This is a genomic window from Geothrix rubra, assembly GCF_030268065.1.
GTDB classification, from domain to species: domain Bacteria; phylum Acidobacteriota; class Holophagae; order Holophagales; family Holophagaceae; genus Geothrix; species Geothrix rubra.
Genome location: NZ_BSDD01000006.1, coordinates 118,746 through 138,072 on the forward strand (window position 1 = coordinate 118,746; position 19,327 = coordinate 138,072).

Here is a 19,327-nt window from a genome sequence, read left to right on the forward strand (position 1 = left end):
CTTAATCTATGGCCGCTGAATCCTCGCGTAGCCGCCGAAATGCCTCTGATGCCATCCACGTAGACACAATCTTCTGGAATGGCAGATCATTCATGTAACGCACGAATATTTCTTCATTCTGATCTAGACGCTCGACGAACAGAGTTTCTAACAGGCTTTTGAATACGAGTTCGAACTTGTCTCCCGGGTTGACAGCAGCCGCCTGACGCAAGCCGTCGTCGGCCATCGCCGCTTCGACAATCTGGTCGAAGAAGAGCTGATCCGCCTGGTTGAAGTCGGTCCCGAAGCGCTCGTTCACAAGATCAATAAGCTGGGATAGCGGCACCGACTGTGGTCGGATTACGCCACTGCCAATCTCCGTCGGTCCTTCGAGGCGCCGAGCTTCTCCGCCCTGCAGCGAGATTGATCCCTCGCTGATCTTCTGCAGGCGGTAATAGTCGAGCCGCACATCGTTGTCGAACTCATAGGCCGGGCCGCTTTTACGGCGCGGCAGCTTAGCCACAAGGTGGCGGAGAAACACGTACAACCGTTCGAGGTCGGAGTCTTGGTACGGGATCACTTGGCTTAGGAAGCTATAGATGTTTAGAAACGCTTGTAGCTTGCCGTGCAATAGTTCCGCTTCTTCCTCATTGTCCGATTGGCGTAAGGTGAAGCGTGACACCGCTTGGTCGAGGGCCGCATTCATACCCTGGTGATCCATCGCGCTTTGCCGCTGTTTAGGCTTGAAGTATACGAGACAGAACCGCTCGACCTCTTCATCAAGGTAGATCCCCGACGCGTCAAGCTCGCCCTTGATCGCATACATACGTGCAGGGTCGGCTTGCTCGCCCATCTCTGCGCCTTCGTAGTAGACCTTGAAGGCCTCACGGATCTCCTCACGGTCATTTACGAAGTCGAGAACGAAGGTGTCTTCCTTTAGTGGATGAGTCCTGTTCAGGCGCGATAGCGTCTGAACGGCTTGGATGCCCGCAAGTCGCTTATCCACGAACATCGTGTGTAGCAGCGGCTGGTCGAACCCGGTTTGGTATTTCTCCGCAACGAGCAACACTTGGTATTCTTGGGACGCGAACTTCGCGGGCAACTCTTTCTCAGAGATGCCTTGGTTCATGACTACTTCGGTGTAGGTGATTCCGGCGAGCTTATCGTCTTGCACCGTTCCCGAAAAAGCCACAAGCGACTTTATGGCGTAGCCCTTCTTCTGGATGTACTCATCAAAACTCTGCTTGTAGCGCACCGCTTCCAAGCGTGAGCCCGTCACTACCATTGCTTTGGCACGGCCACCAATCTTGTGCTGGGTGACGGCCTGGAAGTGCTCGACCATCACCTCAGTCTTTTGAGCGATGTTATGCGGATGCAGCTTCATGAAGCGCGCTAATGCCTGGGCTGCCTTTTTGCGTTCGACGTTGGGGTCGCCCTCGCAGGCCTTAAGTAGCTTGTAGTAGGTCGCGTAGCTCGTGTAGTGTTTAAGCACGTCGAGAATGAACTGCTCCTCAATAGCTTGCCGCATTGTGTAACGGTGCGCGGGCTGCCCATCGCGGCCAAACACGGCAAACGTCTTGTGCTTGGGTGTGGCTGTAAAGGCGAAAAAGCTCAGGTTCGACTGACGGCCGCGCTTGGCCATGCTGCGGAAGAGCTCCTCCATATTTTCGCGGCCTTCTTCGATCGCGCGTTTCTTCGCTTCGGTTCTAAGGACTTCGCCGCCGAGTACTTCCTTAAGGTCGGTTGCCGTCTCACCGCCCTGTGAGCTGTGGGCTTCGTCGATAATCACGGCACAACGACGGGTGGCCAGCGTACCCGTGCCGCTCTCGCCCCGCTCCTCGGCCAGCTTGAGCAACTGCTGTGAGACGAATGGGAACTTTTGCAGTGTCGTGATGATCACTGGCACCGCGTTCTCCAACGCTTCAGCCAGCTGCCTTGAGCTCTCATCGATCCGCTGTACGACACCGCGTTTGTGCTCGAATTGGTAGATCGTGTCTTGAAGCTGCTGGTCGAGCACCACGCGGTCAGTCACCACGATGACACTGTCAAAAACGCGTTGGTTGGCGGCGTTATGGAGGGACGCGAGCCGGTGAGTCAGCCAGCCGATAGTATTGCTTTTGCCGCTGCCCGCCGAGTGCTCGACGAGGTAGTTGCACCCAACACCCTCACCCCGCGCAGCCTCCACCAGCAGGCGTACCGATTGAAGCTGGTGGTACCGAGGAAAGATCATCGACTCTGTCTTGACCTTGCGACCTTGGTCGTCTCGCTTCTCGTCGATTTGCAGATGGATGAAGCGAGCAAGCAGGTCGAGCAGGCTATCTCTCTCCAGCACCTCTTCCCAGAGGTAGGCTGTGCGGTAGGTTCGCCCAGCCGGATCGGGCGGATTGCCGGCGCCGCCGAAACAACCCTTATTAAAGGGTAGGAAGTGCGTCGCCGCACCCGCTAGGCGGGTGGTCATCAGCACTGACTCGGTATCCGCGGCGAAGTGCACCAGTGTGCGTCGCTTGAACTCGAAGATCGGTTCCCGTGGGTCGCGGTCCTGCTTGTACTGATTGCGTGCATCCTCGACCCACTGACCTGTGAGCGGATTCTTCAATTCCACCGTGACGATAGGGATCCCATTCAGGCTCAGCGTCACATCGAGAGACTTCTCGGAGCGCGGGGAATAATGAAGTTGCCGGGTCAACCCTAGTCGGTTGGCGGCGTAACGTGCTTCCAGTTCCGGGTTCAGCTCGTGCGCGGCCTTAAAGAACGCCGCGTGGAGCGTCCGCCCGTAGCACTTGAAGCCGTGGCGAAGGGTCGCGAGTGCACCGTTCTGATCCATCCATTTGCACAGATCGCTAAGAATCTGCTCTCCGGTCTTCTCTCCGTGCAGCGCCTCAAGCCTGCCCCACTCCCTCGGCTGGGTCTCGCGAATGAAGGCGAGCACCGTTTCGGGGAAAATCGCGCGCTCGCGGTCAAAGCCATCACGTGCGATTGGCAAGTAACCATTCTGGATTAGATGGGATTCAATGACCGTCTCGAAGGCTCCCTCGGAATGACGACCATGGTTCATACCGGCATCCTTGCGAGCTTCTGCTCAAGCCACCACATGGCAACAGGGCTGTAGGGCGTGATCTCGTTATTACCGGCAATGAACTTGTCACGTTGCTGCATAACTCGATCTCGGGGTACAGGGCCCCCGATTTGCGCCTTCTCGCGCCTCCACCATTCCAGCACCGCATCGAGGATGCGCTTTCGATTGTTCTTCAGAAACTGGAGATTTAAGTTCAATACTTGGTCAAGCTGATCATTAAACACGGCTTCATTCGAGCGGATCGAGCCATCCAATTCGTATCGGAGGCGAGTCTCGATGTGGTGCGTCCCCTCTGCAGGATTCCACTGGAGATCACTGTCACCCTTCCGAGTGTCACAGTGCTGGAGATGCCATGGTTGCCCCTCACCACCAAGACAGGCACTGAGCAGATTCCGGTAGTTTAGCTGCTCACTCGGGTGGCGGGATTGACATCGCCAGTGCTCGATCTTCATGGCAGTCGACTCGTTGTAGACTCGGCCCATGCAATAGCAGCAGAGGCCACGTTGTTCGGTAACTAGGGCTCTCCGAAGGTCATCTTTCGCATCATAGTTGTCATAGTCGCAGTGCGGTGTTTGGCGATGCGCCGTCAAGCTCACCGGTGCAGGACCCTTGACGATCCGCCTCACTGTTCGCCCTCCATGAATTCGAGGAGGGTCCTGATCCGAGTGACCTCGGGATCATCCTCACCGATCTTCCTGATAAGTTGGAGTAGTAGATTTCGGGCACTTCCATACCGCTGATTTCCAATAGCCTTCGAGATCTGAGAGAGCAGCTCGTCAATCTCGTGCGCTCGCTGGTTGGTGTCCATGATCTCTTCGAGCACACGGCTCGAATCCACCCCAAACGAGTGAGTTGGCGAGTAAACCTTACCATCGGCGATTATCTGTATCCGGCCATGCTCGACCTCCCCAATGACCTGTGGTGAATGTGTTGTCGCGATAAATTGGCAGCGAGGAAACGTCGCAGTCAAATTGCGAACGATCTGCCTCTGCCATTTGGGGTGCAGATGCAAGTCGATCTCATCGATAAGTACCACTGCATCCCCGTCAGCCAGCGGATCTGCGAGCGATGGGTTAGCCTGCGACAAGCGCCGCGCGAGGTCCAATACCAAGGCCAGCACACCTCGCTCGCCATCTGATAGCTGGGAAACGTCAAGCGTAATCCCGCCTTTGCTGATTACGAGCGGCGATGCGCTCTCTTCCCCGGGTCGAAGGTTGGCGTAACTTGGCAGAAATCGTGTAATTGCGGATTGCAAAACCTCAAGGTGTCGCATCGCTGCTACACGTTCGCCGCCGAGTACTTTCTGGACACGCATCCAAGCCCCAAATTGCGCCACGTACATCGGTCGAGGAGCTAGTGCCTCCGCGTAGGCGGCCAATCTATCCCCTGCTGCCCTCGAATTCGACGTGCTCGCATTGGATGCCACGGAACGATTGGTTGAATAATAGATGCAATTTGGGGCAATCGCTGTCGATCTCGCGGCCTTTTTGAGATTGGCTAGAGACGGCACGTATGCATCGGAGTCCGATACTCCGTGTGATCCCTCAAGTTCACGGAGTAGCGTTCTTGCTCTGTCAGCCAGCCGTTCGGAGTTCAGGATCTCGCGTCGAAGGTGGTCAAGATTCTCGGTGTCATCTGCGGCAAAGCTCTGGCGCCACTGACGCCGGGTAAATCGAAATTCGTCGTGGCCGATGGCCAGGGAGAGTTCGGCATCCAGGAAGGGTAAGCCCGTTCGAATATCATCGACGGTAAATGTCATCGCCTTGGCGCGCGACTCAGTAATCGAAGGTAAAATTCTCGAGGCACAGATGCGTAGGGCGTCCAAAATCGTACTCTTGCCTACACCGTTGACACCGACGATGAGGTTGAATCCAGGCTGGAAGCGAAACTCGGCTGTCTCGATCGCTCGCAGGTTAGCCAGTTTGAGCGAGGTAAATCTCACGTCATGGCCTCCAGGTTGATTTGGCCTGTTACGGCCGCGGCGATTAGTGCAGCTCGGCGTTCCTTGAGCAAATTTATCGTACGTTCGGTCGCCCCTCGGAGTTGGTCAAGCCGCGCATTGCTATCATCAATGTATTTGACGATGGCAAGTTGCTCCTCGATTGGGGGAACACACACCTCGAGGCGCCCAAGAGCTTCCGTTTCCATCTTCCGTGTGCCATGTGCAGCGGAGTCGACGAGAGACACAAGGTGGGATTCCAGGCCCCAGAAGAAGTTGCGCAGAAAGTGCGGAGCGAGTGACGGGCGACAACGCAACGCCTTCATGTCCTGGTTAATTGTGACTTGCCGAGTAGTCGTGGCCGTCGGAAAACTATGCACGAGGATCATCCCGCGCACGACGATTAGTACTACGATTGGGTCGATTAAGCGAAGCGCACTACCCTTGAGCGCCTCGAGTGACACGTGATCCTCGGTGTCCGTAATCTCCTCTTTTTTCATGTCTTTGGGGGATACCCAAGGAATGTCGCCGTCCCAGAGTTCCGGCTTTCCCGTGTTTGGGGTGGCACCACCGAAGATATCGACGAGAAAGCGTAGTGGAACCAATTTCCAATGTGCCGGAATCTCACCGAGCCAGGGGAGGCCGGATTCGCTTAGAGGAACGTGGGAGTCGAGGCCGCGAGTGACAGCGCGGGTGATAAGGCCTCGACGCTTCTCGGCCAACAGCCCGAGCACCCGCTCCTTCGCCGCCACCATCGCATCTAGCCGGGCCGTCTCGCGGTCGAGGTAGGAGGCGATGGCACGTTGTTCACAGGTAGGTGGATAAGGGACCCTTAAATTGAAGTACGCTTCGGTATCGAGATTCTGAATTCCAGTGGTCTGCTTTATGGCTGGTACGTTGAAGTGACCTGAATACAAGGTCGCATGAACATAGGTCCAGTATCGCGGCCACATTCCTGTGGCGATAGGCAAGCGTCCAATGAAATTAGAGCAAACGGCAGCGAAGGTGTGGCTGAATTCAACAACACATCCGACTGGTTGGTTGTCACCACCACCCGATTTTTCGATCAGCAAATCACCCGGTCTGAGGAGACGACGGCCCCGCTCTTTTGCCTCGATTGCGCGAAGTGTCGGTGGTGCATCGACTACCGTATAGCGGTTCCGGTCAAAGTCGGCAACACGAACACAAATCAGATCGTCTATCCCGTTTGGTTCGTTGCCCCACGTTCCCCCAATTAATCCAGAGACGGACCATTTGATCCGATTCACTGACCAGTGAACGGGCGTAGGCATCGGCCAATCAAGCGTACTCGGGGTCCCTTGCTGGCGATCGGCTGTGGTCACTCCGTCACCTCCCGCAGCAGCCGCAGAATCTCTTCCTCTGCCTGCTTCAGCTCGGCGTCAATCTCCTCCAAAGGACGCGGCGGCGTGTAATTGTAAAAGTGGCGATTGAAATTGATCTCGTAACCAATCTTGTCCTTGGTTCGGTCCATCCAAGCGTCAGGTACATGTGGACGCACCTCACGCTCAAAATATGTTTGGATATCGTCCTTGAGTGGCACGTTCTCAAAGTCACGAAGATCGGCATCCGGCTCATAGCCGTTGTCCAGGCCCTCCTTAGAAACCGGTTCGGCCTCTGGGTCCTTCTGCGCGAAAACGCTTCGGAAGAGAATTTTTTCTTGTTTTTTCCAATTTGATTTACGCTTGTGTAGCAGGTTCTCGATACGGCCCCACACAACGTTCCAGTCACTCTGGGGTTCACGGCCCAGCGCCGTGTCGATGGCTTGCACGTCATCGAGTAGATGCGGGCAAGCGTCGAGGAAGCGGGCCTTGTCATCTAGGGTCATCTGGTAACGCAGGCGAAGGGGGCGTTCAACGGTTACACGGGTGTAGCCGAAGTCAGCGTTGTCGAAAATTTTGGAGGTTTTGTCATCCTCCTGTCGACCGTATTGCTTAACGATTTCTGCGATTTGATCGTTGTTGATGTGTCGACGCTTGTCGCCAAGGCTGCGCTTGTTATCTTCGCTACCACCAGCGGTCCATACGTCGCGCGAATCCAGGAGCTGAACCTTACCTTTGCGGCGCCTTTCTTTTCGGTTAGTTACGATCCAAACGTAGGTGCCTATGCCGGTGTTGTAGAACATTTGCTCGGGTAGAGCGATGACGGCCTCGAGCCAATCGTTCTCGATGATCCACTTTCGGATTTCGCTCTCCCCCGAGCCTGCGCCGCCCGTGAAAAGCGGTGAGCCGCTAAATACGATGGCGAGACGTGAGCCGTGCTTTTGTTCCTCCGGGCGTAGTGGCTCGAACTTAGCGATCATATGCTGCAGGAAGAGCAGTGAGCCGTCGTTTACACGGGGTAGCCCAGCGCCGAAGCGGCCGTTGAATCCGCGCTTGTTACACTCCTGTTGAATCTCTCTTTGCTGCTTCTTCCAATCCACGCCGAAGGGCGGATTGGTAAGGAAGTAGTCGAAAGTTTCATTTTCGAACTTATCTTCGGTGAAGCTGTCTCCGAAGCGTACGTTGTTGCCAGCACCGTTATGGTCCACTTGCTTCATCAGCATGTCTGAGGCAGCTGTGGCAAAGGCGCGCTTGTTGTAATCCTGCCCGTAGACGTAGAGCTTCGCCGCACTATGATGCTCGCGAAGATAATTTTGTGCCTCGGCCAGCATGCCGCCGGTGCCGCATGCAGGGTCGAGTAGCTTGCGCACGGTGCCCGGCATGGCGAGTAGCTTGTCGTCGTGGATGAACAGGATACTCACCATCAGCCTGATAACCTCGCGTGGCGTGAAATGGTCACCCGCAGTCTCGTTAGCCAGTTCGTTAAAGCGTCGGATGAGGTGCTCGAAGATCAGCCCCATCTGCTCGTTCGGCACCGTGCCCGGGTGCAAATCCACGTCGCAGAACTTGGAGACTACGAGGTAGAGGATGCCTGCCTCGCGCATCCGCTCGATCTCATTCTCGAACTCAAAAAAGTCGAAGATGTCACGCACATTCTTCGAGAAGCCCTTGATATAGCTGACCAGGTGCTTCTCGATGTTATCCGGGTCCCCCTTGAGCTTCTCAAAGTCGAGCGGTGAATGGTTGTGGAAGCGCTGGCTTGCGGTGCTGTTTAAGTGGGTGTCTAGCGCGTCGCCTTCGAGCTTTCCGCCCTTGCGTCGTTCGTACTCTGCCAAAACCTTTGTCTTGGTAGGTGCTAGCACGCAGTCGAACCGACGGAGCACAGTCATGGGAAGCATGACTCGCTCGTACTGTGGGGGCCGGTAAGGCCCACGCAGGAGGTCAGCGATCTGCCAGATCAGGTTCGAGAAGTAGTTGTGATCAGGCATCGCTCAGGCCACTCCTGTTAGGTATTGGTATCTCACGGTACCCTCGATTGACGCGAGTGAGGTCACTCATAGAACGCATGTCGGCTCAGGCTGGCGAGGTCTAATCCTCAAGATTGGGCCAGAGAGCATTCAACCAGCTGAGCGGCAGTTTGCCTGACGGCTCTCTGTGGCTCGCTCCACCTATTGGTTGGCAGAGGATGTATTCCTTGTTTGTTATTCTCTCGGGCTGGCTGGCATTGGGAAGTTCGAGGTGGAAAGGACATGAGCTGGAGATCGGCCTGGCCGTCATGTCTGGAAAGGGTGGACTCCGCAGACCCGGCGGGAGGTTGGCATGAGAGAATTACCTCAGGATGGAAGTGGGGCGGCAGGCAAGGGATCTCTGCGATAGATTGATCGTAGAAACAGATTTATATGGAGAGAGCTTTTCTCTTACCTGAGTTGTCTGAATGAATCGGGAATGACACCAGGGCAGGAGTAGTTCCCGACGCAACTTGGGAAAGGCCCTCCCAGAGATGGTGGGTCAGGGGAAACCTCAGACATTTCTGGGCTACATCCTATGCAGACGGTAGAGGATGCTAATTTATTTTATGTGCCCGTAAGTGTTGAAATTTTTTAGGCATGATTTCTTAAGCTTACTGGGCCCGCCTGCTTAGGCAGAGTGCGGGCCCAAGCTTAATGTAAATGGATCGAAATGTCAAGAAAAACGTAAGTGTTGAAAACGGGTTGGTAGGAGTCCCTGGCTGGCTTGATTTGGGCCAGGCCAAGCCCTACCGTGTCACTGTTCCGCTGATCGTTCCGTAGCTGGGTGCGAACAGAGGTGCAATCAAGTGATTAGGAGTATTGGACAATAGTTTCGCCATGAACCTGATTAGAAGGCTGTCTGGCAGGACGTGATCTCACGGTCGCCTCCGTCGCTGGATCGCATTGGGGCAATTTCCTGCCAAAGCGGGCCCATTGGGGTCCAGCCGGAGGCTTACTTGATCGACGGTGATTATCCAGCCCCGAGGTATTGCCGTCATATCTGGAGGCCATAATGGCCATCACCCCGCACGAGCGTCCCACCCTGTGGCTCTTCCTTCCTGACGGGAAGATCCCTCCCGGAAAGAGGTTGTACCTCTTCCTCGCGGACGACAGCCACACCATCGGCCGACCGATTCAGAAGCCCCGCCCGGGGTGGGTCGGCGATCTGGTCCCGATCGCCGAGGTCATTCCTACGCCGGCTGGGCCCCTCCGGGCCTACTCCCGCGAGGAGTTTTGTCGGTTGACCGGGATGAGCCTCCGCACCTTTGGGCGCGAATGGAAATCGGGTCGCCTGGTCGCCCGCAAGATCGGTGGGAGGACCGTTGTGACCTTCGAGGATGCGATGGCCTATCTCCGTGGGCTCGCCCGCGCCAATGCCGAGGATGTTCTCCTGATCTCTGAGGAGATGCCGCTCGACGAGGCCTGCTGATGGCGCCCTGTCCCATCTGTGGTCATGAGGACGTGATCTTCAGCGGCAAGCCGAAGTTCGAGGTGGAGGGCCGGCCCACGGCCCTCTGCCCCCACGCGGAGGCCCATGCCCGCGCAGGGAAGGCCTGTGCTTCCGTGCGGTACTTCGCGGATACGGGCGAGCTACTGGCTCCGGCCTCCCATCGCCCGTGGGAGATCCTTTATGCCGTAGGGGTGGCCATGGGGGTGGATGAGGAGGGGCGCCGCTTCGGCGCCCCCTTCCTTCACGACCACTGCGGAATCCGCGGCCTGAGGAAGGCTGAGGCGCAGGCCTTGTCCGCAGATCCACAGGTGGCGTCGCATCTTCCCAAGCTGAAGGCGATGGACCAGGCTGAGCGGGAAGGGTGGCCGGTGCTGATGGCGCCGCTCTTTGACGACCGGGGCCTCTGCGGCCTGGAGATCCGGATGTTCGCCCCTCCGTCCTCGCCCAGGCCGGGCGAAGCGCACCACCAGGAGGGTGGGCGCTTGATCCGAACGGTCGGTGCTCGGGGGCTCTATCTCACGGAGCCCCAGTCCAGCCCCCGAGCGGTGGTGGTCTTTGAAGGCATCTGGGATTGCGTGGCCGCCGGGTGGGACGCCTTCGAGCGGGATTCGAGGGAATTCACGTTCGCCGGGGTCACGGCGAACACCTCGTCCTCCCTCATCCGGGCGGCCCTTCGGACCTACTTTCCGGGCGTCCCGGTCGTGGTCATCGGAGACCGGGACCGGGCCGGAATCCAGGCCATGTCCAGACTGCGCAAGGCCTTCCCGGCGGCCGTGCTCCAGGGCGTAGGGACCTCGGACCAGGGCTGGCCGAAGGACTATCGGGAAGCGGATCCCGAGGCACGATGGCAGGGGCTGCTCACGGGGGTGGAGGCCGGGCTAGAGGAGTGGGAGCGGCGGAAGTTGGACGCGGACCCCGACGGCCGCCCGACCATCCTGGTTCGCCCCCCAGAGCACGAGGTCGTGGCCCAGGCATGGAAGGCTGTGTCGGGTCGAGGCGAAGTGTTCCGGCGGGGGGACCGTCTGGTGCATGTGGTCCACGGCACCGGGGAGAAGCAAGGCAAGGTCCGGATCCCATCTGGGAACCCGATGGTGGTGGAGGCCTCGCAGTACTGGCTCCGCGAGCACCTGAGCAGGGTTGCCAAGTTCCAGAGGTTGTCTGCGGAAGGCCAGGTTGCCGATGTCATGGTCCCGGACTGGCTGCCGCATGTCCTGCTCGCTTCTGCTCCCACGGCAGATATTGAAGCCCTCAGGGCCCTTGTCGAGACTCCCGTCTTCCTCGGATCGGGGGCCATCCTCTCCGAGGAAGGGCTGGACGAGGATTCCGGCCTCTACCTGATCGAGCGGGGAGGGAAGCTCGAGGTCCCGGAAGCCCCGGATCTCCGGGCAGCCCAGCGAGCTGCCGAGCGGCTGCTCGAGGTGGTGGCGGACTTCCCCTTCGCTTCGGAGCCGCACCCGGATGCGTACCGGGCGGCCTGGCTGGCCCTGATCCTGACCGGGTTCGCGCGGTATGGCATCCCAGGGCCGATCCCGTTCGTGGCGCTGGATGCGAGCGTGCCGTCGTCCGGGAAGAACCTCCTGGCTGATGTCGCTTCCCTTATCGTTCAAGGTCGGACCGTGGCCCTCGCATCGGCGCCGAAGGATGGGGTGGAGCTCCAGAAGATTCTCCTGGCCACCCTGAGGCAGGGGCACCGGATGTTCTTCCTGGATGAGGTGCCGAACCCCTTCGGATCCCGGGAATGGAATGGGCTGGTGACCGCCTATCCCGACTACCAGGGGCGTCTGCTGGGACTGAGCACCATGCTCGAGGTGCCGCAACTGACGCTGTGGATGGTGGCCGGGAACAATCTGACGCTGGCCCCCGAAGTGTCCAGGCGGTGCCTCCGGATTCGCCTCGAGCCGATGGTGGAGCATCCGGAGAATCGCAGCGGCTTCCAGCACCCGAATCTCCGGGCCTACGTGAGGGAGCACCAGGCGGAATTGGCCGCCGCGGCCTTGACCATCCTCAGGGCCTACCATCTGGCCGGGTGCCCGGATCCTGGGCTTCCCACCTGGGGCTCGTTCGAGGCCTGGTCGGATCTGGTGCGCAATGCGGTCTGCTGGGCCACCGGATGGGATTGCGATACGCGCATGGTGCTTGCGGATCACGCGGACCTGACGCGGGGAGATTGGCGCGTGTCCCTGGGGATCCTGCGGTCCGAGTTCAGCACACGCGCCTTCACGGCCGACCAGGTGCTGGCATGGTGCGAGCGGGGCGAGGGCGCGGCGAGCGAGCTTCGCGCGGCCTTGGACGGCCTGCACGCCAATCCCAAGGGGCTTTGCGGCCGGAGCCTGGGCTGGATCTTCCGGCGCCACGAGAAGGTCGTGGTGGACGGGTATTACCTGGCCAGGCACCCGGGAAGGCACAATGGCTCGACATCCTGGGTTCTCCACCCGGTCGAGGCTAGGGACCGATTCGCCGCGGCTTCCTGAATCCAGGGAATTCGGGGGTTTCAGAGCTTTCCTCGACGCCCTACCGGCAAGTCCTTGACCCCCTGATGGGCCGCCAGCGTTGGCGTTCCTCGGGGGGTCGAACTCTGTACCCGGATGCAGATCCGCGTCTCCGGGCGGGTGGATTAGTGTCGGAACGGGTCGAGACGTGCTTTGCAGGAAATTTTGGAGAAGTTGGCCCTGTCGAAATTTGGACGCCGATAAAAAACAAGAGCCTCCTAGATTTCTCTAAGAGGCTTTTGGTAGGGCTAACGGGATTCGAACCCGTGTTACCGCCGTGAAAGGGCGGTGTCCTGACCCCTAGACGATAGCCCCATGGGGTGGAACTGGTGGGCCCAGCAGGACTCGAACCTGCGACCAACGGCTTAAAAGGCCGCTGCTCTACCGACTGAGCTATAGGCCCGTGCCGGTGGCTCCAGGTGGTGCGCCGGGGGGCGCGCTGCCTGAAACGGCAGGAGGATCAGTGTGCCTGTGAACCGCAGGCCGGTCAACCCAGCAGGGTCTCGAGGAAGGTGCCGGGGTAGACGCAGCCTTCGGTGCGGTCGGGGCCGGTGCTGAGGTAGGCGATGGGGACTTCCACGGCCTCGGACAGGGCCTCCAGGTAGGCCTGGGCCTGGGGAGGAAGCTGCCGGTGGTCGGTGAAGCCGCGGGTGCTGGCCCAGCCCTTGAAGCGCTTGACCTCGGGCTTGAGGTCCGCCCACTCGGCGGCGCAGCTGGGCAGGCGGGTGGTGACGCCGCCCTCGCCGGTGCGGTAGCCCACGACGAGACCCACCTCGTCCAGGCCGTCGAGGACGTCCAGCTTCATGATGGCCAGGCCGTCCACGCCGTTGGTGCGGCAGGCATGGGCGGTGATGGGGGCGTCGAACCAGCCGCAGCGGCGGGGGCGGCCGGTGGTGGTGCCGAATTCCCGGCCGGCTTCCCGCAGGCGGTCGCCGGTGGCGTCCAGCAGCTCGGCGGGGAAGGGGCCGGCGCCGACGCGGGTGGTGTAGGCCTTGGCGATGCCGAGCACCTTGTCCAGGGCCTTGGGCGGCAGCCCGGTGCCCGTGAAGAGGCCCCCCAGGCTGCAGCTGCTGGAGGTGACGTAGGGGTAGGTGCCGTGGTCGATGTCGAGCAGGGTGGCCTGGGCGCCCTCGAAGAGGATGCTGTCGCCCCGTTCCCAGGCGGCCAGCAGGTGGCCCTGGGCGTCCCCGATGAAGGGCAGGAAGGGCTCGGCGGTCTTCAGGGCGCCGTCCACGATGGCCTGGAGGGTGGGGAGCCCTTCGCGGTCGCCGAGACGCAGGCGCACTTCCTCGAAGCCGGGGCGGATGCGGTCGGCCAGGACCTCCGGGTGGCGGAGGTCGCCCAGGCGGATGCCCATGCGGGAGGCCTTCATCTCGTAGGCGGGCCCGATGCCGCGGCCGGTGGTGCCGATCTTGGAGCCCAGCTTGTCGGCGCGGGCCTCGCGCCAGAGGTCCAGGGCGATGTGGTGGGGCAGGATGAGGTGGGCCTTGTCGGACAGGAGCAGGCGGCCGGCGAGGTCGAAGCCCCGGGCCTTGAGGCGGTCCAGCTCCTGCTGGAAGACCTCCAGGTTCAGCACCACGCCGTTGCCGACCACGAGGAAGCAGCCCGGGTGGAGGGCGCCGCTGGGCACCTGGTGCAGGGCGATGCTCTGGCCGTCCACCACCACGGTGTGGCCGGCGTTGTTGCCGCCCTGGAACCGGACGACCTGGCGGAACCGGGGGCTGAGCAGGTCCACGACCTTGCCCTTGCCCTCGTCGCCCCACTGGAGGCCCAGGATCGCCAGATTGGTCCTCGCCTGGCTCATGTTCGCGTCCTCCCGGCCCTCCAGAATACCGGCGCGGGCGGCTTATTCCCAGCTCAAACCCGGACGGGACACGGGGACGGGATGGCGCTACCCTGTTGGACCGGCCTGGACCATCCCGGCTCCGGAGCCGTTAATGACCCGGAAGGGTGTCCCGTGTTCGAGAAGTTCACCGAAAAAGCCCGCCGTGTGATGTTCTTCGCCCGCTACGAGGCGAGCCAGTTCGGGGCGGAGAGCATCCAGAGCGGCCACCTGCTCCTGGGCCTCCTCCGGGAGTCGGAGAAGACCAGCACCCAGCTGCTGGAGCGCATGGGCGTCCAGGTGAGCACCTTGCGGGAGCGCCTCGTGGCGGCCCTCACGCCCAAGGACAAGAAGATCACCCCCAGCAGCACCAGCATCGACATCCCCATGGAGGAGGAGGTCAAGCGCATCCTCCAGCACGCCACGGCCGAGAGCGCCAAGCTCAACCACAAGCACGTGGGGGCCGAGCACCTGCTGCTGGGGATGCTGAAGGAGGAGACCTGCCTGGCGGGCCGCCTGCTGAAGGAGGCCGGGGCCGACCTGATCGCCGCCAAGGAGATCCTCCTGGAGAGCACCAAGGAGGAGAAGATCGCCAAGAAGAAGAAGGAGCACCCGCTCCTCTCCGAATTCGCCCGGAACCTCTCCGAGATGGCCGAGCGGGGCATCTTCGACAACCTCATCGGCCGGGAGCAGGAGGTCGAGCGGATCGTCCAGATCCTCAGCCGGCGCCGGAAGAACAACCCCATCCTCCTGGGCGAGGCGGGGGTGGGCAAGACCGCCATCGTGGAGGGCCTGGCCCAGAAGATCCACGAGGGGGCGGTGCCGCCCAGCCTGCAGGACAAGCGCATCTACGCCCTGGACCTCAGCCTGGTGGTGGCGGGCACCAAGTACCGCGGCCAGTTCGAGGAGCGCCTGAAGTCCATCATCGCCGAGGCCAGCAAGGATCCCAGCGTCGTGCTCTTCATCGACGAGATCCACAGCCTCATCGGCACGGGCGCGGCCGAAGGCAGCCTGGACGCCGCCAACATCCTGAAGCCGGCCCTCAGCCGGGGCGAGATCCAGTGCATCGGCGCGACGACGCACAAGGAATACGCCAAGTACATCGACAAGGACCGCAGCCTGGTGCGCCGCTTCCAGCCCGTCACGGTGAACCCCCCGGACGAGACGGAGAGCCTCCGCATCCTGGAGGGCATCCGCAGCCGCTACGAGCTGTTCCACCGGGTGCGCTACGCCGCCAAGACCATGGAGGCCTCGGTCTACCTGTCCAACCGCTACATCACGGACCGCTTCCTGCCGGACAAGGCCATCGACCTCCTGGACGAGGCTGGTGCCCGGGTCAAGCTGCGCGTGGGGCCCGGCGGCGGGGGCGGCGAGGCCCTGCAGGCAGAGGAGGAGCTGCACCGCGTCATCAACGAGATGAACGAGGCGGTGCTGAGCCGGGATTTCGAGAAGGCCGTCCTGCTGCGCCAGAAGGAGCTGCAGCTCCGCGAGGAGATCCAGAAGGACCGCACCGAGCTGTCGGACGAGGACTATGCCCGCTTCCCCGAGGTCACCGAGCAGGACATCGAGGAGGTCGTGGCCAGCTGGACCGGGATCCCCGTGACCGCCCTCAAGGGGGACGAGAAGGCGAACCTCGTGAACATGGAGGGCCGCCTCAACGAGCGCGTCATCGGCCAGCCCGAGGCCGTGAGCGCCGTGGCCCGGGCCGTCCGCCGCGCCCGGACGGGCCTCAAGAACCCCAACCGGCCCATGGGCTCCTTCCTCTTCCTGGGCCCCACGGGCGTGGGCAAGACCGAGCTGGCCAAGACCCTGGCGGCCTTCCTCTTCGGCGACCCCAAGAAGATGATCCGCTTCGACATGTCCGAGTACATGGAGAAGCACGAAGTCTCCAAGCTGCTCGGGGCCCCTCCGGGGTACGTGGGCTACGAGGAGGGGGGCATGCTCACGGACCGCATCCGCCGGAACCCGTACTGCGTCCTGCTCTTCGACGAGATCGAGAAGGCCCATCCCGACCTGATCAACATCCTGCTGCAGATCTTTGACGACGGTCAGGCTTCGGACGCCTTCGGGAACCTGGTGGACTTCAAGAACACCATCATCATCATGACGTCCAATGTGGGCAGCCGTGAGCTGTTGTCGGAGAAGAACCTCGGCTTCGTCGAGCAGGACGGCCGTCCCGACGCCAAGGCCGGCGACGCCATGAAGGTCCTCAAGCGGACCTTCCCCCCGGAGTTCCTGAACCGCATCGACGAGATCGTCGTGTTCAACCGCCTGGGGGACGAGGAGCTGCGCAAGATCGTCCGCCTGCTGGTGGAGGATCTGAACGTCACCCTGCTGAAGCACAAGCTCACCGTGACCCTCACGGACGCCGCCTGCGACCACCTGGTGAAGACCACCCTCCGCGACCGCGCCTACGGGGCCCGGCCGCTGCGGCGGGCCATCCAGAAGCTGGTGGAGGACCCCCTGGCCGAGCTGATGGTGGGCCAGGAAACCGTGCCCTCCGGCCTGGTGAACTTCGATCTGGTGGACGGGCACCTCGTCCCCACCCTGTCTGAATCCGGAACCGTGGCCCCTGGCCAGGAAGCCCATCTGGTCGGAGTGCCTGAATGACGCAGCTGAACAGCGACCGGAACCGGGTCCGGCCCCGGTGGCGGAGGGGCCTGCTGCCCCTTCTTCTCGTGGCGGGATGCGCCTTCCCCCTCGCGGCCCAGGACCTGGAGCCGATCGTCAAGATCGAAGTCGTGGGGGCCCAGAAGCAGACCCCGGAGACGGTGATCTTCAAGTCGGGCCTGAAGGTGGGCGAGGATGTCCGCGACGTGGACTTCACCGCGGTCCTGGAAAAGCTATGGAAGACCGGCTCCTTCGACGACATCAAGCTCGAGCTGGAGAATGCCGACGGCGGCAAGAAGCTGGTGATCCGCATCAAGGAACGGCCCCTGATCAAGGAGATCGACTACCGCGGGGGCACGGAGATCGGCATCACCTCCATCAAGGACAAGATCAAGGAGAAGAAGCTCACCATCAACCCCGACACGGTCTACGATCCCGACGCGGCGCGGAAGATCAAGAACCAGATCGTGGACATGGCGGGCGAGAAGGGTTTCCGCAACCCGGTGGTGGACGTGACCCTGGAGCCCATGGGCCCCGGCGTCGCCCGCCTGGTCTTCGACATCAAGGAAGGCGGCAAGGCCCGCATCTACACCATCAAGTTCCGGGGGAACAAGGTCTTCACCAGCTCGCACCTCCGGAGCGTGATGGAGAAGACCCGCCAGCACTGGATGTTCAGCTGGATGACGACGCACGACCTGCTGGTGGACAAGAACCTCGACGAGGACCTCGACAACATCAAGAAGGCCTACTGGAAGATGGGCTACAAGGACGTCTTCGTGGGCAAGCCCACCATCGAGGTGGAGGACCGCACCACCGCCAAGCAGAAAAAGAAGAACGAGAAGCGCCTCAAGGAGGCCAAGTCCCCGAAGTACGACCTGCGGGCCACGCTCACCATCCCCATCATGGAGGGCGAGAAGTACTACGAGGGCACCTTCAAGGAGGAGGGTGGCAAGCTCTTCCGGCCTGACTTCTACCGGGGGAAGTACGCCGAGGTGAAGCGGGACAACAGGTCCTTCCTCCGGAAGTTCTTCAACATCAAACCGAGCCTCGAGGACCCCAAGCCCGACGCCAAGCCCGTGCCCTTCGACCTGGACGCGGTGAACCAGACCGTGGACAAGCTGAAGGAGGCCTACAGCGACCAGGCCTACATCCTCTTCCGGGCCGAGAAGAAGTTCGACATCCGGGAGGAGAAGGGCCTGAAGTTCGTGGACACCACCCTCAAGCTGGACGAGGGCGAGCCCTACACGGTGCGGCGCATCGAGTTCGAGGGGAACACCACCACCAAGGACAAGGTGCTCCGCCGCAGCATGCTGATGCGGGAGGGCGATCCCTTCCGGACCAACATGTTCAAGGACTCCCTGCTGTCCATCAGCCAGCTGAGCTTCTTCGACGTGAAGACCTCCGAGCCCAAGGTGGACCTGGTGCTGGACAAGCCGCAGGTGGACATCGTCGTGCGCGGCGAGGAGGCCGGCGTCAACGAGCTGCTCTTCCAGGGCGGCTACGGCTCCCTGTTCGGATTCTCCCTGGGCGTGAGCTTCTCGACGCGGAACCTGGGCGGCGGCGGCGAGACCCTGTCCGTCAGCTACAACGGCGGAAAGTTCGCCAAGAGCATCTCCGTGGGGTTCACGGAGCCCTTCGTCTTCGACCTCCCGTATTCCTTCTCCACCTCGGTCTCCAACGGCACCGCGGACTACGACGCCTCCCGCGTGGGCATCGCCAACGCCTACAAGCAGTTCACCCGGAGCCTGGGCGTGTCCGTGGGCGCCCGCCTGAGCAACTGGATACCGGACCGGCCCTGGGCCTTCTTCACCACCTACTCGGCAGGCTACAACTTCTCCCTCATCCGCATCGAGGGCGGGCGCAACTACTACTTCCGGGACATCAGCAACCAGCTGACCTCGACCTTCAGCCAGAGCCTGACCTACAGCACCGTCAACCACCAGTTCAAGCCGACGGCAGGCACCCGCCTGGGGTTCAGCCTGGAGTACGGCGGCTGGCAGTTCGGGGGCGACCGCCCGTTCCTCCGGGCCACCTGGGACTTCGCCAAGTTCGCCAATGTCGCCGACCGCCACATCTTCGGCATGAACGCCAGCTACGGCTACCTGCAGAACCTGGGCGTGGAAGACCTCCCGATCTACAACATGTACCGCCCGGGCGGCGAGAACAGCATCCGCGGCTACCGCTACGGACAGGTGGGCTCCATCCTGCTCGACAACAACGGCTACGCCGTGGTGGTCGGCGGCAACAAGCAGTTCGTGGCCAACTTCGAGTACCAGTTCAAGGTCGCCGAGCAGTTCCGGCTGGTGGCCTTCTACGACATGGGCAACGCCTGGGCGCCGGGCACCAAGATCTTCAGCCACGAGAACATCAGCTACCGGGACATCTACACCGGCAACTACCTCACCTACACCAACCCGACCCTGCTGCGCTCGGCGGGCCTGGAGTTCCGGTTCTTCCTGCCCATCAGCCCCGCGCCCCTGCGCCTGATCTGGTCGCGCAAGCTGAACCCCTATCCCTTCGACACCGACGGCCGGAACGATTTCCAGTTCTCCATCGGGACCACCTTCTGAGCCGACCGCTTCTGGGCTGCGGGGGGGAACGCCCCGCGCTAGA

The 19,327-nt window shown here is 61.3% G+C and carries 10 protein-coding genes and 2 tRNA genes; 4 read left to right on the top strand and 8 right to left on the bottom strand.

Features of this window, described 5'->3' with window-relative positions; genetic code table 11:
• Position 1: 1 nt before the first annotated feature.
• Genes QSJ33_RS14540 through QSJ33_RS14560 form a run of 5 tightly spaced genes read right to left on the bottom strand, consistent with a single transcriptional unit; the run spans position 2 to position 8,322 of the window.
• Positions 2 to 3,034 carry a type I restriction endonuclease subunit R gene (locus QSJ33_RS14540; RefSeq protein ID WP_285727497.1) on the bottom strand — a complete coding sequence of 1,011 codons (3,033 nt, stop codon included), beginning with the start codon at positions 3,032 to 3,034 and terminating at the stop codon, positions 2 to 4.
• Positions 3,031 to 3,681, bottom strand: coding sequence for a retron system putative HNH endonuclease (locus QSJ33_RS14545; protein WP_309564094.1), 651 nt, complete (start codon positions 3,679 to 3,681; stop codon positions 3,031 to 3,033). The genes QSJ33_RS14540 and QSJ33_RS14545 overlap by 4 nt, the downstream gene beginning before the upstream one ends.
• Entirely contained in the window at positions 3,678 to 4,997 is a 1,320-nt protein-coding gene (locus QSJ33_RS14550; RefSeq protein WP_285727500.1) for an AAA family ATPase, read from the bottom strand. Before QSJ33_RS14550 ends, QSJ33_RS14545 begins: the two co-directional genes overlap by 4 nt.
• On the bottom strand, positions 4,994 to 6,337 hold the full coding sequence (locus QSJ33_RS14555) for a restriction endonuclease subunit S (RefSeq protein ID WP_285727502.1): 1,344 nt from the start codon (positions 6,335 to 6,337) through the stop codon (positions 4,994 to 4,996). The genes QSJ33_RS14550 and QSJ33_RS14555 overlap by 4 nt, the downstream gene beginning before the upstream one ends.
• Positions 6,334 to 8,322 (bottom strand): type I restriction-modification system subunit M, encoded by a 1,989-nt coding sequence (locus tag QSJ33_RS14560; protein ID WP_285727503.1) that lies wholly within the window; start codon positions 8,320 to 8,322, stop codon positions 6,334 to 6,336. Before QSJ33_RS14560 ends, QSJ33_RS14555 begins: the two co-directional genes overlap by 4 nt.
• 1,033 nt (positions 8,323 to 9,355) lie before the next feature.
• Between QSJ33_RS14560 and QSJ33_RS14565 the strand changes: the two genes are divergently transcribed.
• Positions 9,356 to 9,772 carry a MerR family transcriptional regulator gene (locus QSJ33_RS14565; protein ID WP_285727505.1) on the top strand — a complete coding sequence of 139 codons (417 nt, stop codon included), beginning with the start codon at positions 9,356 to 9,358 and terminating at the stop codon, positions 9,770 to 9,772.
• 134 nt (positions 9,773 to 9,906) lie between these two features.
• Entirely contained in the window at positions 9,907 to 12,264 is a 2,358-nt protein-coding gene (locus QSJ33_RS14570; RefSeq protein ID WP_285727507.1) for a toprim domain-containing protein, read from the top strand.
• 258 nt (positions 12,265 to 12,522) lie between these two features.
• Here the strand turns inward: QSJ33_RS14570 and QSJ33_RS14575 are convergent.
• The 3 genes from QSJ33_RS14575 to QSJ33_RS14585 all read right to left on the bottom strand — a co-directional run bounded on the left by QSJ33_RS14575 (position 12,523) and on the right by QSJ33_RS14585 (position 14,086).
• A tRNA-Glu gene (locus tag QSJ33_RS14575) sits at positions 12,523 to 12,597 on the bottom strand.
• 12 nt (positions 12,598 to 12,609) lie between these two features.
• Positions 12,610 to 12,685 (bottom strand) — tRNA-Lys (locus QSJ33_RS14580).
• 84 nt (positions 12,686 to 12,769) lie between these two features.
• Positions 12,770 to 14,086 (bottom strand): adenylosuccinate synthase, encoded by a 1,317-nt coding sequence (locus QSJ33_RS14585; RefSeq protein WP_285727509.1) that lies wholly within the window; start codon positions 14,084 to 14,086, stop codon positions 12,770 to 12,772.
• Positions 14,087 to 14,239: 153 nt separating this feature from the next.
• On the opposite strand from QSJ33_RS14585, the gene QSJ33_RS14590 reads away from it, so the two are divergent.
• Both QSJ33_RS14590 and bamA read left to right on the top strand, forming a co-directional pair.
• Positions 14,240 to 16,714 carry an ATP-dependent Clp protease ATP-binding subunit gene (locus QSJ33_RS14590; RefSeq protein ID WP_285727511.1) on the top strand — a complete coding sequence of 825 codons (2,475 nt, stop codon included), beginning with the start codon at positions 14,240 to 14,242 and terminating at the stop codon, positions 16,712 to 16,714.
• Positions 16,711 to 19,284 (top strand): outer membrane protein assembly factor BamA, encoded by a 2,574-nt coding sequence (bamA, locus tag QSJ33_RS14595; RefSeq protein WP_285727513.1) that lies wholly within the window; start codon positions 16,711 to 16,713, stop codon positions 19,282 to 19,284. The genes QSJ33_RS14590 and bamA overlap by 4 nt, the downstream gene beginning before the upstream one ends.
• The last annotated feature ends 43 nt before the right edge of the window (positions 19,285 to 19,327 follow it).